We start from the raw sequence: 14,342 nt of genomic DNA, 5'->3' as shown, positions 1-14,342 counted from the left end.
CACCCGCTGCCTTACTTCTTGCCGGCCGTCCTGGTCGGGCGGCCCTGGCTGATGAAAGCGTAATGCGCATTGGCGATGCCGCCAACCATCAGGGCCTCGACCACCGGCTCGGCGATCTCGCCCGTGGCGGCCCAGTCGACCAGGAAGTTGGCCCCGGTCCCGCCGCGCACGTCATCGGTCGGAATGAAGATCGAGATGGTGGCGAGCGGCTTCAGCGCGACCGGCGCCTTCAGATAGCTCTCAACCTGCTTGCCTGCGGTGTCGAAATAGGCGATGCGTTTGACGACCAGCGGCTGGGTCTCGGAGGCGTTGTGCACGCTCAAGGTCACCGAGAAGTCGACGCGCAGCTTGCCCTGGCTCATCGCGACGCTGGAATAGGCGGGCACGTAGAACCCACCGGAAACGGCGAGGTCCTCCTTCGGCAGAGCGGTGAGCGAATCGGCAAAGTTTTGTTCGATATTGACCTTGGATTGCGCGGTGAGCGAATCGGCAAAGGCGAGAGGACCCAGCAGCATGGCTGCGACGAGCCCTCTCCGCATGTGACGAATTGCTCGCTTGCCGCACCGCAACCCGCCTCTAGGGTGCGGCAAAACGGACCAATATGGCATGCACGAGCTCATTCGCGACATCACTCTCTCAATCCTGTTTGCCTGGATGCTGGGCCTGCTCGCCCATTTCTCCCGGCAACCGCTGATCCTGGCCTACCTTATCGCCGGCTTCTGCATAGGTCCATTCGGCGCCGGCTGGGTCCATTCGCAGGAATCGATCAGCGTCATCTCAGAGCTCGGCCTGATTTTCATGCTGTTCATGATCGGGCTCGAAATCGACCTGAAGAAGATCGTGCGGGCAGGGCGGGTGATCCTGTTCGCGGCGGGCAGTCAGCTGCTCGGCGGCTGTCTGCTCGGAGTTCTGTTCTTCGTCGGCATCGGCCTGTCGCTTGGCGGGGGGCATTTCGATGCGGTCTATCTCTGCGTCGCCTGCGCGCTGTCCAGTACCGTCATCATCGTCAAGGTGCTCTATGAGAAACGCGAGCTCGATACGCTGCCGGGCCGCATCACCCTCGGCGTCCTGGTGCTCCAGGACATCTTCGCGATTCTCTTCCTGGCGGTGCAGCCGAGCCTGGCCAATCTCCAGGTCACCGTCATCCTGCTCTCGATCGGCCGCGTCGCTGTGCTGGTTGCCGCCGCGCTTCTGGTCAGCCGCTACGTGCTGCCGCGCCTGTTCCACCAGATCGCCCGGCGGCCCGAGCTGATCCTGCTCGGCGCGCTCGCCTGGTGCTTCCTCGTCGCCGAGACCGCCGAGCGGCTCTCGCTGTCGCGCGAGATGGGTGCGCTGATTGCCGGCGTGTCGCTCTCGACCTTCCCGTACGCGCTCGACGTGACCGCCAAGGTCACCACGCTCCGCGACTTCTTCATCACGCTGTTCTTCGTCGCGCTGGGGATGACCATTCCCGTGCCCGGCCTCTCGGTGATCGGACTTGCCTTGATGATCGCGGCGTTCACGGTGGTGAGCCGCCTCGTCACCACCTTTACCCCGCTCTACCTGATGAAGCAGGGCCTGCGAGCCAGCCTGTTGCCGGCGCTGAACCTCGCGCAGATCTCCGAGTTCTCGCTGGTGGTGATCCAGACCGGTATCGCCGACCACCATATCGCCGCGGAGACGGCAAATGCTGCCTCCTTCGCCTTCGTGGTGCTGGCGGTACTCTCGACCTTCGTGATGACCCGCAGCGACGAGATCACCCGCTGGGCGATCGGCCCCCTGAAGCGGATCGGCCTGCGCGACCTCGACCATGGTAGCGGCTATGCCGAGGACGGGCAGGAGGGCGGCCATGGCGAAGCCCGCCGCGTCGTCATCCTCGGCTTTTTCCGTGCCGCGAGCGCGTTGCTGGCCGAGATCGAGCGGCAGGCGCCGGTGCTGCTGGAGCAGATCACGGTGGTCGACTTCAACCCCAATGTGTACCAGACCCTGCTTTCGCGCGGCCTGCACGTGATCTACGGCGACATCAGCAATGTCGATACGCTGCTCCATGCCGGCATCGGCAAGTCCGAGATGATCATCCTCAGCGTGCCGGATTCGCTGCTGAAGGGTGCCACCAACGAGAAGCTGGTCCGCCACGTGCGCGCGCTCAATCCGACCGCGCTGATCGTTGCCACGGCCGACCTTCTGGCCGACGTCGGGGCGCTCTACGAGGCCGGCGCCAGCTACGTCACCGTGACCCGGCTTAGCGACGCCCATGAGTTGTTTACCGTGATCGAAGCCGCCCAGGCCGGCCTGCTCGCCGACAAGCGTGCCGAACTCGATCAGCGGCTCGGCGAGCGGCGCGAGGTGCTGCCCTGACGGCGTCCGGCCGCCTTCCTTGCGGGCCCTCCGCGCCTATATCCCTGGTATCTTCGGTGCAAGCCTGAAACCGCGTGGACGGGCCTGCCCCGGGGCATATGCGGTTGCGTTCAGGACACTAGCGTCCCGGGCCAAGTCCAGCTAAGGCGTCCAGCTGAGCCTCCGGCCCATAACCGATAGAGATTGGGAATGCCCGATACCGTCCAGGAAGTCTTGCAGGCCTTTGCCCGGGGTGAGCTCGTGGTCGTCACCGACGACGAGGACCGCGAGGGCGAGGGCGATCTGATCGTCGCAGCCTCGCTCTGCACCGCCGACAAGATGGCCTTCATCATCCGCCATACCTCCGGCATCGTCTGCGCGCCCGTGACGACCGAGGATGCGCGCCGCCTGCGGCTCGATCCGATGGTCGCCCACAACGATTCCGCGCACACCACCGCGTTCACGGTCTCGATCGACTACAAGCCCGATGGCGGCACCGGCATCTCCGCCGAGGAGCGCGCCTCGTGCTGCCGCGCGCTCGCCAATCCCAATGTCGGCGCCAACGACTTCGCCCGGCCCGGCCACATCTTCCCGCTGATCGCCAAGGATGGCGGCGTGCTACTGCGCTCCGGCCATACCGAGGCTGCCGTGGACCTCTGCAAGCTCTCGGGCCTGCCGCCGGTCGGCGTCATCAGCGAGCTCATGAACGACGACGGCAGCGTGATGAAGGGCGAGCAGGTCGCCCGCTTCGCCGCCCAGCACAAGCTCAGGCACGTCACCATCGCGGATATGATCGCCTACCGCCAGGCGCGTGAAAAACTGATCGAGCGGGTCTCGACCTTCGTCACCGAGAGCCCGATCGGTCCCTTGCAGGGCTATGCCTACCGCTCGCCGTTCGATTCCATCGCTCACGTCGCCTTCGTCTATAACGGCGTCGGCGACGGCAAGAACGTGCTGACGCGCTTCCACAAGCCGAACATCGTCAAGGACACCTTCACCGGTCACAAGCGCATGGCGGCCGTGCTCGAGCATTTCAAGAAGTCGGGCCGCGGCGTGCTGGTCTACTTGCGGGATGGCGCGGCCGGCGTCCCCGTGGCGCCGTTGCCGGACGAGTCGTCGACGGAGGCCGACCGCAACCGCCAGTGGCGCGAGGTCGGCGTCGGCGCGCAGATCCTGCGCGACCTCGGCGTCACCTCGATCCGGCATCTCACCTCCTCGGTGCACGACTACAAGGGTCTGTCGGGCTTCGGCATCGAGATCGTCGCCAACGAGCAGCTCGAAAGCTGACCACAACGTTTCCAGGTTCACGCCGTGGCGCGAGCCGGAATGACCGAAACCAGGATGCAATTGAACTTGTTGTCGCGGCGCTTTAGTTTGTCGGGCAATTATTGACGGAACCAGACGCGAAAGGACGTTTCATGAGCGTACGCCCTCAGGCCAAGGACAAGCCGGCTGCGGCTTCTTTCCAGTGGGACGATCCGTTCCTGCTCGATGAGCAGCTGACCGAAGACGAGCGCATGGTGCGCGACACCGCCCGCGCCTACGCCCAGGACAAGCTGCTGCCGCGGGTCTCCAAGGCCTATCTCGAAGAGAAGACCGATCGCGAGATCTTCAATGAGATGGGCGAGCTCGGCCTGATCGGCATCACGCTGCCCGAGGAATATGGTTGCGCGAATGCGAGCTACGTCGCCTACGGCCTCGTCGCACGCGAGATCGAGCGGGTCGATTCCGGCTATCGCTCGATGAACTCGGTGCAGTCCTCGCTGGTGATGTACCCGATCTACGCCTATGGCGACGAGAACCAGCGCAAGAAGTACCTGCCGAAGCTCGCCAGCGGCGAGTGGGTCGGCTGCTTCGGCCTGACCGAGCCTGACGCCGGCTCCGATCCCGCCGGCATGAAGACCCGCGCGGAGAAGGTGTCGGACGGCTATCGCCTCACCGGCAGCAAGATGTGGATCTCGAACGCGCCGATCGCCGACGTGTTCGTGGTCTGGGCCAAGTCGGCTGCGCACGACAACCAGATCCGCGGCTTTGTGCTGGAGAAGGGCATGAAGGGCCTGTCGGCGCCGAAGATCGGCGGCAAGCTGTCCCTGCGCGCCTCGATCACCGGCGAAGTCGTGATGGACGGCGTCGTCGTTCCGGAAGACGCCCTGCTGCCCAACGTCTCCGGCCTGAAGGGCCCGTTCGGCTGCCTCAACCGCGCCCGCTACGGCATCTCCTGGGGTGCGTTGGGGGCCGCCGAGGACTGCATGCATCGCGCCCGCCAGTACACGCTCGACCGCAAGCAGTTCGGCAAGCCGCTCGCCGCGACCCAGCTCGTGCAGAAGAAGCTCGCCGACATGGAGACCGAGATCGCGCTGGGCCTGCAAGCCTCCTTGCGCGTCGGTCGCCTGATGGACGAGGGCAAGTTCGCGCCCGAGATGATCTCGATCGTCAAGCGCAACAATTGCGGCAAGGCCCTCGATATCGCCCGCATCGCCCGCGACATGCACGGCGGCAACGGCATCTCGATCGAGTATCACGTGATGCGCCACGTCCATAACCTCGAGACGGTCAACACCTACGAGGGCACCCACGACGTCCACGCCCTGATCCTGGGCCGCGCCATCACGGGTATTCAGGCGTTCTTCTGATTTGGTTCTCCGTCATTCCGGGGCGCGCGAAGCGCGAACCCGGAATCTCGGGCCGCATTATTCCTGTTCAATCGAGATTCCGGGTTTGGCCCTGACGGGCCATCCCGGAATGACGCCAAGAACAAAGAAGAAGCCATGTCCGACAATGACGACGTGCCGTTCAACCGCAACTTTCTGCTGAAGCCCGGCATCGTCGAGGAGGTCCGCCCCGGCGTGCGGCGCGTGCTCTGCAACAATCCGAGCCCGTTCACCTTCACCGGCACCGTCAGCTACATCGTCGGCACGGGCAATGTTGCCATTATCGATCCCGGTCCGGACGATGAGGCGCATGCGGCTGCGCTGCTCGATGCCGTGCGCGGCGAGACGGTGAGCCATATCTTCGTCACCCACACCCATCGCGACCATTCGCCGAACACCGCGCGCATCAAGCAGGCGACAGGTGCGCCGGTCTATGCCGAAGGCCCGCATCGCGCCTCGCGCCCGCGTTTCGAGAGCGAGAAGCACAATCCGGAATCCGGCGTCGACCGCGATTTTGCGCCAGACGTCAACCTCGCACACGGCGACGTCGTCGAAGGCGACGGCTGGCGGCTCGAGGCAGTGGCGACGCCCGGCCACACGGCCAATCATCTGGCATTCGCCTGGCCCGAGCGAAAGTTCAACTTCGTCGGCGATCACGTGATGGGCTGGTCGACCTCCATCGTGGCGCCACCCGACGGCTCGATGATCGACTACATGGATTCGCTGGACCGGCTCGCGGCACGCGAGGAGGATCTCTATTTCTCAGGCCACGGCCCCGAGATCCCCGAGGGCCAGCGCTTCGTGCGCTTCCTGATCCGTCACCGCAAGGCGCGTGAGGCCTCGATCCTGCACCGCCTCGCCAAGGGCGAGACCGACATCCCGACGATGGTCCGCGCGATCTATATCGGTATCGATCCGAGGCTGACGACGGCCGCCGGCTACTCCGTGCTGGCGCACCTGGAAGACCTGGTGGCGCGCGGCGTGGTCGCGACCGATGGCGATCCCGTGATCGGCGGGACCTATCGGATGGCGGTCTAAACTCTCGTCATTCCGGGGCGTGCGCCAGCGCGAACCCGGAATCCATCGGGCGGCAGTGTTGGTGGATGGATGGATTCCGGGTTCGATGCTGCGCATCGCGCCGGAATGACGGCGGGAGTCACTTCTTCACCGTCTTCGCCGGCGCCTTGGGCGGCGCGACCGGCGTCTTCTTCACCGGCTTGAGCGCGTCGGCATCGGCGGCGGTGTTGAGATCGTCGATGAACTTCTTGATGCGCGCGGCGTTGCTGCCGAGATCGCTGTCGAAATTGCGCGAAGCGGAGCGCATGTCGACCCGGGAATCGTCGCCATCCGGCACGACCCTTATCGAAACATCCTCGCGAAAACCCATGATCGGCGTGCGCGCCACCGCCTCGATGCGGCCGATGCGGCGCGGCGGCTGCGGCGCGCGCTCGTCGATGACGATCCATTTGCGCTTGTGCACGAGCTGGAGCGCGATTGCATAGGCGCGGTCGACGGAAATCTCGAGCTCGACGGGCACGATTTCGGGATAGAAGCGGCGTTGCTGCTCCGCCGAGTAGAGGCCGGCATAGACCGCGGTGTTGGTGCCCTCGCCGGTGCGCAGCCGCGCCATCGCGTCGAAGCGCGGCGGATCGATCGGGTCGGTGGTGATGTCGTAGATCGACGGCAGCTTGCGATATTGAAAGGCCAGATAGGCGGGATAGGCGAGGATCGCGCCGTCGATCAGGAAGGCGAGCAGGATGCGCGCCATGCCCCGCGAGCCGTTCTGCCAGATCGCGGCAAAGCCCGCGAGCCCGAACAAGATCGAGAGGCCGGCGATCGCGAGCCCGCCGAAGAAAGTCGCAAGCGCCGGTTTCGGCTCCAGGAAATCGAAGCGGACGACGATGACCGACACCACCACCGCCACCACCGCGAACACGGCCAGATTGCGCGCCCAGTTCGCGAGGCTGGACACGGGCTCCGACTGGTAGGGAGCGGAAAACCTGCGGGCCATCGGGTGAGCTCTGCCGGATGTTGAGGACGCCGCCGGCCGATCTGGCGCGACGATACGCCGTTGAGACCACGGCCCGAGAGCAAATTCAAGGGACTCACCCTCCCCCTCCAGGCAGGGCCATCGCATGTGCACATTTTGCAGAGTCGTCATGCCCGGGCTTGTCCGGGCATTTACGTTCTTGTGCTGCGTGGAAACGCGTGGATGGCCGGGACAAGCCCGGCCATGACGCTGTAGAAACAGTCGGTGCCCCACAACTCACATGCGATTCCCCTGCCCTCCAGGGGAGGGTGGCAGCCAATAGGCGCTAACTTTGTAGTGGACGGCGGGAATCGCTCTGTGATTCATGAGCGGGATGGACTACCAAACCCATCCCAATTTCGACGTTGCGTGGCGCGAATTGCTGTCGCGTTTGCCGGACCATCTGGATCTCGATCAAAGCGCCCGCGAGCACGGCGCGTTGAAGCGTAGACGGGTAGTGCGGGATGGCGCAACCCTGCTACGGCTGGCGCTGACCTATGGGCCAGGCGGGATGAGCCTACGGTCCGCAGCGGCGTGGGCGGCCGGATGCGATATTGCGCATTTGTCGGATGTCGGGCTGTTGAAGCGCCTCAAAGGTGCAAACGAGTGGTTGAGCTTTATCGCCGCATCCTTGCTTCACGATGACATTCGCGGCCGGTATGCCGAGCGACGGCTGCGGGTGGTGGACGGCAGCGTGATCCGTTCGTCGGGCAAGGGCGGCTCGGACTGGCGGCTGCACGCAACATATGATCCAGCAGAAGGGCGGTTCAGTGACCACTCCCGACGCTATTGCAGGCCTCAGCGCTGCGTGGGAGCGGGAGGCATTGAACGGTCTCCGGCAAGGCGGGGCATGATGAGCTCCGGGATGTTCACGTGTATCGGCTTGGACCGGCATTCAGATCGATCGGATGGAGAGGTGGTGGCGTTTCAAGGTTCGCGCAGATGCGGAGCAGGCAGATCTCTCTCCAACTCTGCAACAACTTCGCGAGCAGCTAATTCTGCCCGCCTGCGAATGTCCTGCGCCAATGCCGGCGGCAGCCCAAGCAGCACGCGATAGTCATCGAGACTGACCAATCGATCGAAGAAGTCACGCCCAATCCTGCGCCGTTGCTCCGCCAGCATGCCGGATGTCTCGGCTCGAGCTGACAGAAAAGAGTCCAGCCTTTCGACGTGCGCGTTGATCAGCCCGTTGTACGCTAACTCGCCAAGGTGCGGGAATCGTCGCATCTCGGTCATGACGACACGAAGGAGATTGGTCGTCTTCGGGCCGCGGATGCGCTCCTGGAACATCACGCCGATGAAGAGAAGGATGTCCGCGAGCGGCTTCTTCATAGCATCTTCGATCTTGGCCGACTCTTCCATGTCAACCGGATGGCAGGCGCTTTCAATCACCGCGGCAAAGAGATCGTCTTTGGTTCGGGCATGACGGTAGAGCGTCATGATTGAAACGCCGGCCTCACGGGCGATGCTCTCCATTCCGCTACCGGCATAGCCGTCCCGCACGAAGGCCTGCTCCGCCGCCGCCACGATTGCAGCGCGCTTGCGCGCCATCACTTTCGCTCTCGGATGATCGGGGGACCAATCCCTCATGCCCTATTGACTCCTAACGATAATCATCACTATCGTTATGGCGATAATGCACGCTATCGTTACACGAAAGGCAGATCAATGGCGCTCGCTTTCGAAGGCGGAAGCTCGTTCTTGCTGCGGATGCGTCGCCGCCCGGTCAAGAGCGCGCTGATCGGGTTCGCGATATTGCTCTTGGTGGCGCTGCTTTCATTCGCCTGGACGTTCGCTCCGATCCGGCTCGATGTGCCGCAAATCGATGTCGGAGCGCTGCCGCCCGCCGCACCTCCCGCTGCCATGTCGATCAGCGCGCTGCCGACAGGTACATATGAAGCCCCTGCGGCGTTAGCGTTTCGGGGTGGTTCGTGGAGCGAGAAGCGTGCATTTGCCGCGACCGGCGTCCTTGTTCGGCATCCCAAGGGTGACCTGCTGATCGACACTGGGTTCGGGCGAAATGTCGAGCGGCAGTTGAAACTGCTCCCCTCGCTCCAACAGTCGCCTCATCACCTTGGCAGGCCTGTTATCGATCAGTTGGCTGAGACGCACGCCGACACGATTACGGCCATCATACCAACCCATGCTCACTGGGACCACATCAGCGGGGTGGACGATCTCCACGGCATACCGGTGTTGGTAAGCGATGCCGGCCAGCGCTTCATCGACTCGCATGGTGAGGGCACCGAGGTGCTCAACAGCTTCCGTGATGTTTCCTATCGGCCATATCACTTCGATGGCGCATCCTACCTCGGTTTCCCAGTCAGTCATGACATGTATGGCGACGGCTCGGTCGTGATCGTGCCGGCGCCGGGCCATACACCGGACTCGGTCATCGTCTTCGTCAACCTACACTCGGGGAAGCGCTATGCCTTTATCGGTGATCTCGTTTGGCAGATGGAAGGGCTGACGCGGCCAGCGGAGAAGCCGTGGATGATGCGGTTGCTGATTGGTGAAAACCGCTCCGAAATACGGACGGACATTGCGCGCATGCGCGCCGCAACCACGCTCTATCCTCAGATCACCGCGGTTCCCGCGCATGACGGTCGCGCGTTCAGCTCGATCGCTATCTACCCAGCATCAACCCGCTGATGCAGCCGCAATAGCCAGTCTCGACGAATTTCAGGAAACCAGAGAGCCGGTGCTCGGCCAACGAACGGCCGCTTCCGAGATCGGTCAGCTTCGCTGCAAACGACAGAGTATTGAGTCGCTTTGCCGGCACCCGGCTTCTCGCTTTACAAATGGCGGGCTTGGACGGGAGCCGCCGTTCAGACCTTCGCCAACGAGCGGCGTTGATTGGATCGCTGCCCGCCGACAGGCGCAGTTGGGACATAGAGGTTCGACAAGTTCAAGCCGCTGACTATTGATTGGCGCCGTTGGCAAGCGTTGCTCTCAGGACAGCAGGCGCTTGCGAGTGCTTTGCCAGCGCCGAGACGAATGTCCGGACGGCAGGGTTCGCTCGCCGGCTCTCCGGCCAAAGAGCGGTGAGTGCGTCGCGATCGACGGCATGGGCCGCCAGCACCGGCGCCAACTCGCCGCGCGCAACATGCCCCGCGGCAGCGAAGCTGGCCGCCATGCCGATGCCGCCGCCCGCTGCCACTGCCGCAATCACCGCATCGCTCGCGTCAACGACGATGGCCGAAGCGGGCACGATCTCGATCTCCCGCTCGCTGATGCGGAAGGGCCAACGGAACAGCTGCCCGCTGCTCTGATACCGCAGGTTGACGGTGTCATGATCTGCCAGCTCGTCCGGATGGTGCGGCGTACCTCGTGTGGCGAGGTAAGCGGGGGAAGCATAGGCACAAAGCCGTAATGGAGCGAGGCGGCGGGACAGCAGCCGTGAGTCCGCCAGCTCGCCAATACGGACCGCAACGTCGATCCCCTCTTCGACCAGGTCCACGTGGCGATCGTCGAGCCGCAAGTCGATCGTGACGGCGGGGTACTGACTGCGAAAGGTGGGCAGCATCGGTGCGATAAGGTGCAGGCCGACCGGGAAGGAGGCGGCGATGCGCAGGATTCCCGCCGGCTCGGCCCGCGTACGCGCCGCCGCCTGTTCGATCTCTTCCGCGTCGCGAAGCAGGCGCAGGGCACGCTCATGCAGATCGCGTCCCTCGGAGGTGAGCGCCAGCGAGCGCGTGGTGCGGGTGAACAAGGCTACCCCGAGCTGGTGCTCCAGGCGTTGAACGCTCTTGCTGACCGCCGATGGCGTGATCCCCAGCGCACGAGCCGCAGCCGCATAGCTGCCGAGCGAGCCCGCTCGCGCGAAAGCAATCAGGCCGGTGAGGCGGTCCAAGGACATTCGTTCCTTCATGGCACTACTGAAGCGAGTTGCAGCGGCATTATCAAGCCTCCTGTCACGCGCTACCTGCTCGGCAATGACGGTGAGACGCCCGCGGAGACGAGATGATGAGCGAGTTGATGAAAGCGGTTCGGCTGCATGCGTTCGGCGGGCCGGAGGTGCTGATGTATGAAGATGCGCCGAAGCCCACTATCGCGTCGGGCGAGGTGCTGGTGCGTGTCCACGCGGCCAGCCTCAATCCGCCCGATCTGTATCTGCGCGACGGCTACCGCGCCCTGCCGCCCGAATGGCGTCCCGACCCGGTGTTCCCGCTCATCATCGGCACGGACGTGTCGGGCACGGTCGAAGCGGTCGCGGATGACGTGACCGGCTTCGCTCCGGGAGATGCCGTGTTCTCGATGGTGCGCTTCCCCGCAGATCTGATGAAGGGCAGTGGCGCCTATGCGGAATTCGTGGCCGTTGCGGCGTCCGAGCTGGCGCATAAGCCCGTTGCGGTCGATCATGCGCAGGTGGCCGGCGCCCCGATGTCGCTGCTTACCGCCTGGCAGTTCCTGATCGAGGTCGGACACGATGCGCCCAACCCGTTTCAGCCATACCGGCACCAGCCGGTGCCGCTCGCCGGCAAGACGGTGGTGGTGAATGGCGCTGGCGGCGGTGTTGGCCACCTCCTTGTACAGCTCGCGAAATGGCAGGGTGCGCGCGTCATCGCCGTGGCTTCGGCCAAGAACGAGGCGTTGATGCAGCAGCTGGGGGTGGATCAGTTCATAGATTATACCAGGCAAGCGGCTGATGAGGTGGTTCGTGATGCAGACCTTGTGGTCGACGCTGTCGGCGGCGCGAACATGGAGCGCTTCCTGCGCATCCTGAAGCCGGGCGGCGCGCTGTTCCTGGTCAACCCGCTTGGCTTTGCCGGTCACGAGCAGGCGCGCGAGCAGGGTATTACCGTTTCATCGACCCAGGTTCGCTCCAATGGCCCTCAGCTCGCGGAAGCTGGCCGATTGCTTGGGGATGGCACAGTGCGTGCCGTGTTGGACAGCAGCTACCCGCTGGAAGAGGCATGGCGCGCGCACGAGCGCGCCATGCAAGGCAGCATCCAGGGCAAAATCGTCCTGACGGTTCGCAGCGCGTGACCGGGAATTTGCCGCAGGGCAGCCTCGCCTGGTTCGACATGGTGGGTGACGAGATCGTCAAGGCTGCAGCCCAACTCGGGCTTCCCCGAGGCCTGCGCATGTCGATAATCGAGCGATACATTGACGGCGCAGAGCTCGAAAATGAGTTTTGCCAAGGTCTACGTGTCGATGTTGATGACGGGGCCCTTGCCTGCCGAACGGGCGTCGGTGCTGACGAAGCAGCGGACGTCGTGATCGAGGTTACCGGTCCAACCGCGCGACGGCTCAACCTGCTGTTCAGCGCCGACCCTATCTATCGCCGGACGCTGGCCGAGGCTGTTGCCCGAGGCGAGTTGCGGGTCAGCGGCGATCTGGGGCCGCTCGCACCTATCTTGGACATGGCCCACGACGGCATCGTTAGGCGCACAATCTGAGCTGTCGCTGCCCACCGCCGGCTACAGTCCTGATCACGCTCGGCATCGCGCACGAGTCGGCAGAACGGTCCCTTCCGGCACAACCGCTCGGCGAACGACCACATGTGGCTACGAAGCACTTCGAGCCTGAGGAACGGCCAAGGAGCGCCATTTGCCGATCGTCCGCTTTGGCCCGCGTGATCGACTGCAATCGGCGAGACCGCGTTGAACGGCGTGGTCTGGTCGACTGCTGACCGGCAGCTGTGACGGCGGTCCGCGGCACCGACGGCAAGCGTTAAGTTAGCGCCTATGAGGGTGGCAGCCAGCCCGTTACGCCGCCGCGTTCGGGAAGCGATAATCCTTGAATTGGTCGCGCAGTGCCGTCTTCAGGATCTTGCCGGTGGCCGTATGTGGGATACCTTCGACGAAGGCGACATCGTCGGGCATCCACCATTTGGCGATCTTGCCGTCCATGAACTTCAGGATGTCCTCACGTGTGGCCTGCTGACCCTGCTTGAGCTGCACGATCAAGAGCGGCCGCTCATCCCATTTGGGATGGAATACGCCGATCACCGCGGCTTCCGCCACGGCCGGATGGCCGACTGCGAGGTTTTCGAGGTCGATCGAGGAGATCCACTCGCCGCCGGACTTGATCACGTCCTTGGAGCGGTCGGTGATCCGCATGTAGCCGTCCTCGTCGATCGTCGAGACGTCCCCGGTGTCGAAGAAGCCTTCCTCGTCGAGGATGTTAGTGTCGACCCGGTAATAGGCCTTGGCCACGGCAGGGCCGGAGACCTTGAGGCGGCCGAAGGTCTTGCCGTCCCAGGGCAGCTCCTTGCCGGCATCGTCGGTGATCTTCATCTGCACCGCGAAGGGCGCATAACCCTGCATCTGGAGCACGTCGAGCTTGGCATCGCCCGTCGCACTGTGGAACGGAGGCTTCAGCGCCGCGACGCTGCCGATCGGGCTCATCTCGGTCATGCCCCAGGCGTGACGGACGTTGGAGCCCATGTCGAGGAAGGCCTTGATCATCGAGCGCGGCATCGCCGAGCCGCCACAGATCACCATCTTCAGATCCGGCAGCTTGAGATTGTTGGCGGCCATGTGCTGAAGCAGCATCAGCCACACCGTCGGCACGCCGGCGGTGTGCGTCACCTTCTCGGTCGAGAGCAGCTCATAGACCGAGGCGCCGTCGAGCTTGGCGCCCGGCATGACCAGCTTGGTGCCCTGCGAGGGCGCGGAAAAGGCGATGCCCCAGCTGTTGGCATGGAACAGCGGAACCACCGGCAGCATTGTCTCGGACGCGCTGGTGCCGAGCGCGTCGACATTGTTGGCCATCAGCGCGTGCAACACGTTGGAGCGATGCGAATACAGCACACCCTTGGGATCGCCGGTCGTGCCGGAGGTGTAACACATCGCCGCTGCCGTGTTCTCGTCGAACTCCTTCCACTTGAATTTGCCGTCGGCCTCGGCGATCCAGTCCTCGTAGGCGACAACATTCTTCAGCGTGGTCTCCGGCATATGCGCCTTGTCGGTGAGCACGACGTAGCGCTCCACGCTCGGCAACTTGTCGGCGATCTTCTCCAGGATCGGAACGAAGGTGATGTCGGTCATCACGATGCGATCCTGCGCATGATTGATGATCCAGGCGATCTGCTCCGGGAAAAGGCGGGGGTTGACGGTATGGCAGATGGCACCGATCCCCATGATGCCGTACCAGACCTCGAGATGGCGCCAGGTGTTCCAGGCGATCGTTGCGACCCGGTCGCCGAGCTTGATGCCGTCGCGCTCCAGCATTTGCGAGACCTTGAGGGCGCGCTTGTGGATCTCGGCGTAATTGGTGCGGTGGATCGGTCCCTCGACCGAGCGTGTGACCACCTCCTGCTTGCCATGAATCCTGGCGGCGTGTTCGATGATCCGGTGGCAGAGCAGGGGCCAATCTTGCATCAAACCGAGCATTCCGAC

General features: G+C 64.0%; 12 protein-coding genes. 7 read left to right on the top strand and 5 right to left on the bottom strand.

Going from position 1 to position 14,342, the window contains the following annotated elements; translation table 11 throughout:
• Positions 1 to 11 precede the first annotated feature (11 nt).
• Positions 12 to 539, bottom strand: a complete 528-nt coding sequence (locus tag XH96_RS29625; protein WP_194389102.1) for a DUF3124 domain-containing protein — start codon at positions 537 to 539, stop codon at positions 12 to 14.
• 67 nt (positions 540 to 606) lie between these two features.
• On the opposite strand from XH96_RS29625, the gene XH96_RS29620 reads away from it, so the two are divergent.
• The 4 genes from XH96_RS29620 (at position 607) to XH96_RS29605 (ending at position 6,005) form a co-directional block, all read left to right on the top strand.
• Positions 607 to 2,337 carry a cation:proton antiporter gene (locus XH96_RS29620; protein WP_194389101.1) on the top strand — a complete coding sequence of 577 codons (1,731 nt, stop codon included), beginning with the start codon at positions 607 to 609 and terminating at the stop codon, positions 2,335 to 2,337.
• Positions 2,338 to 2,526: 189 nt separating this feature from the next.
• Entirely contained in the window at positions 2,527 to 3,603 is a 1,077-nt protein-coding gene (gene ribB, locus XH96_RS29615) for a 3,4-dihydroxy-2-butanone-4-phosphate synthase (RefSeq protein WP_194389100.1), read from the top strand.
• A 131-nt stretch (positions 3,604 to 3,734) separates the two neighbouring features.
• Entirely contained in the window at positions 3,735 to 4,949 is a 1,215-nt protein-coding gene (locus tag XH96_RS29610) for an acyl-CoA dehydrogenase (RefSeq protein WP_194389099.1), read from the top strand.
• Positions 4,950 to 5,084: 135 nt separating this feature from the next.
• The gene (locus XH96_RS29605) at positions 5,085 to 6,005 is read left to right on the top strand and encodes an MBL fold metallo-hydrolase (protein WP_194389098.1); all 921 of its coding nucleotides are present in this window, start codon (positions 5,085 to 5,087) and stop codon (positions 6,003 to 6,005) included.
• Positions 6,006 to 6,123: 118 nt separating this feature from the next.
• Here the strand turns inward: XH96_RS29605 and XH96_RS29600 are convergent, their stop codons facing one another.
• Together XH96_RS29600 and XH96_RS29595 are read right to left on the bottom strand one after the other, a co-directional pair.
• Positions 6,124 to 6,978, bottom strand: coding sequence for a DUF1499 domain-containing protein (locus tag XH96_RS29600; protein WP_194389097.1), 855 nt, complete (start codon positions 6,976 to 6,978; stop codon positions 6,124 to 6,126).
• A gap of 945 nt (positions 6,979 to 7,923) precedes the next feature.
• A complete protein-coding gene (locus XH96_RS29595) occupies positions 7,924 to 8,547 on the bottom strand; it encodes a TetR/AcrR family transcriptional regulator (protein ID WP_194389096.1) in 624 nt (207 codons plus the stop codon).
• Between the two features lie 117 nt (positions 8,548 to 8,664).
• Here XH96_RS29595 and XH96_RS29590 point away from each other — a divergent pair, with 117 nt between their 5' ends.
• On the top strand, positions 8,665 to 9,648 hold the full coding sequence (locus XH96_RS29590; protein ID WP_210337789.1) for an MBL fold metallo-hydrolase: 984 nt from the start codon (positions 8,665 to 8,667) through the stop codon (positions 9,646 to 9,648).
• Positions 9,649 to 9,916: 268 nt separating this feature from the next.
• On the opposite strand, the gene XH96_RS29585 is transcribed toward XH96_RS29590, so the two are convergent.
• Positions 9,917 to 10,855, bottom strand: coding sequence for a LysR family transcriptional regulator (locus tag XH96_RS29585; RefSeq protein WP_246789788.1), 939 nt, complete (start codon positions 10,853 to 10,855; stop codon positions 9,917 to 9,919).
• A 107-nt stretch (positions 10,856 to 10,962) separates the two neighbouring features.
• Here XH96_RS29585 and XH96_RS29580 point away from each other — a divergent pair, with 107 nt between their 5' ends.
• Both XH96_RS29580 and XH96_RS29575 read left to right on the top strand, forming a co-directional pair.
• Entirely contained in the window at positions 10,963 to 11,985 is a 1,023-nt protein-coding gene (locus tag XH96_RS29580) for an NADP-dependent oxidoreductase (RefSeq protein ID WP_194394317.1), read from the top strand.
• Positions 11,982 to 12,398 (top strand): hypothetical protein, encoded by a 417-nt coding sequence (locus tag XH96_RS29575; RefSeq protein ID WP_194389094.1) that lies wholly within the window; start codon positions 11,982 to 11,984, stop codon positions 12,396 to 12,398. Before XH96_RS29580 ends, XH96_RS29575 begins: the two co-directional genes overlap by 4 nt.
• Positions 12,399 to 12,707: 309 nt before the next feature.
• On the opposite strand, the gene XH96_RS29570 is transcribed toward XH96_RS29575, so the two are convergent.
• Entirely contained in the window at positions 12,708 to 14,336 is a 1,629-nt protein-coding gene (locus tag XH96_RS29570; protein WP_194389093.1) for a fatty-acid--CoA ligase, read from the bottom strand.
• Positions 14,337 to 14,342 lie beyond the last annotated feature (6 nt).

This window comes from Bradyrhizobium sp. CCBAU 51765, from assembly GCF_015291725.1.
Lineage (GTDB): Bacteria > Pseudomonadota > Alphaproteobacteria > Rhizobiales > Xanthobacteraceae > Bradyrhizobium > Bradyrhizobium liaoningense.
The sequence above is the reverse complement of the archived record's forward strand: the minus strand, read 5'-3'. Positions and strand labels throughout refer to the sequence as shown.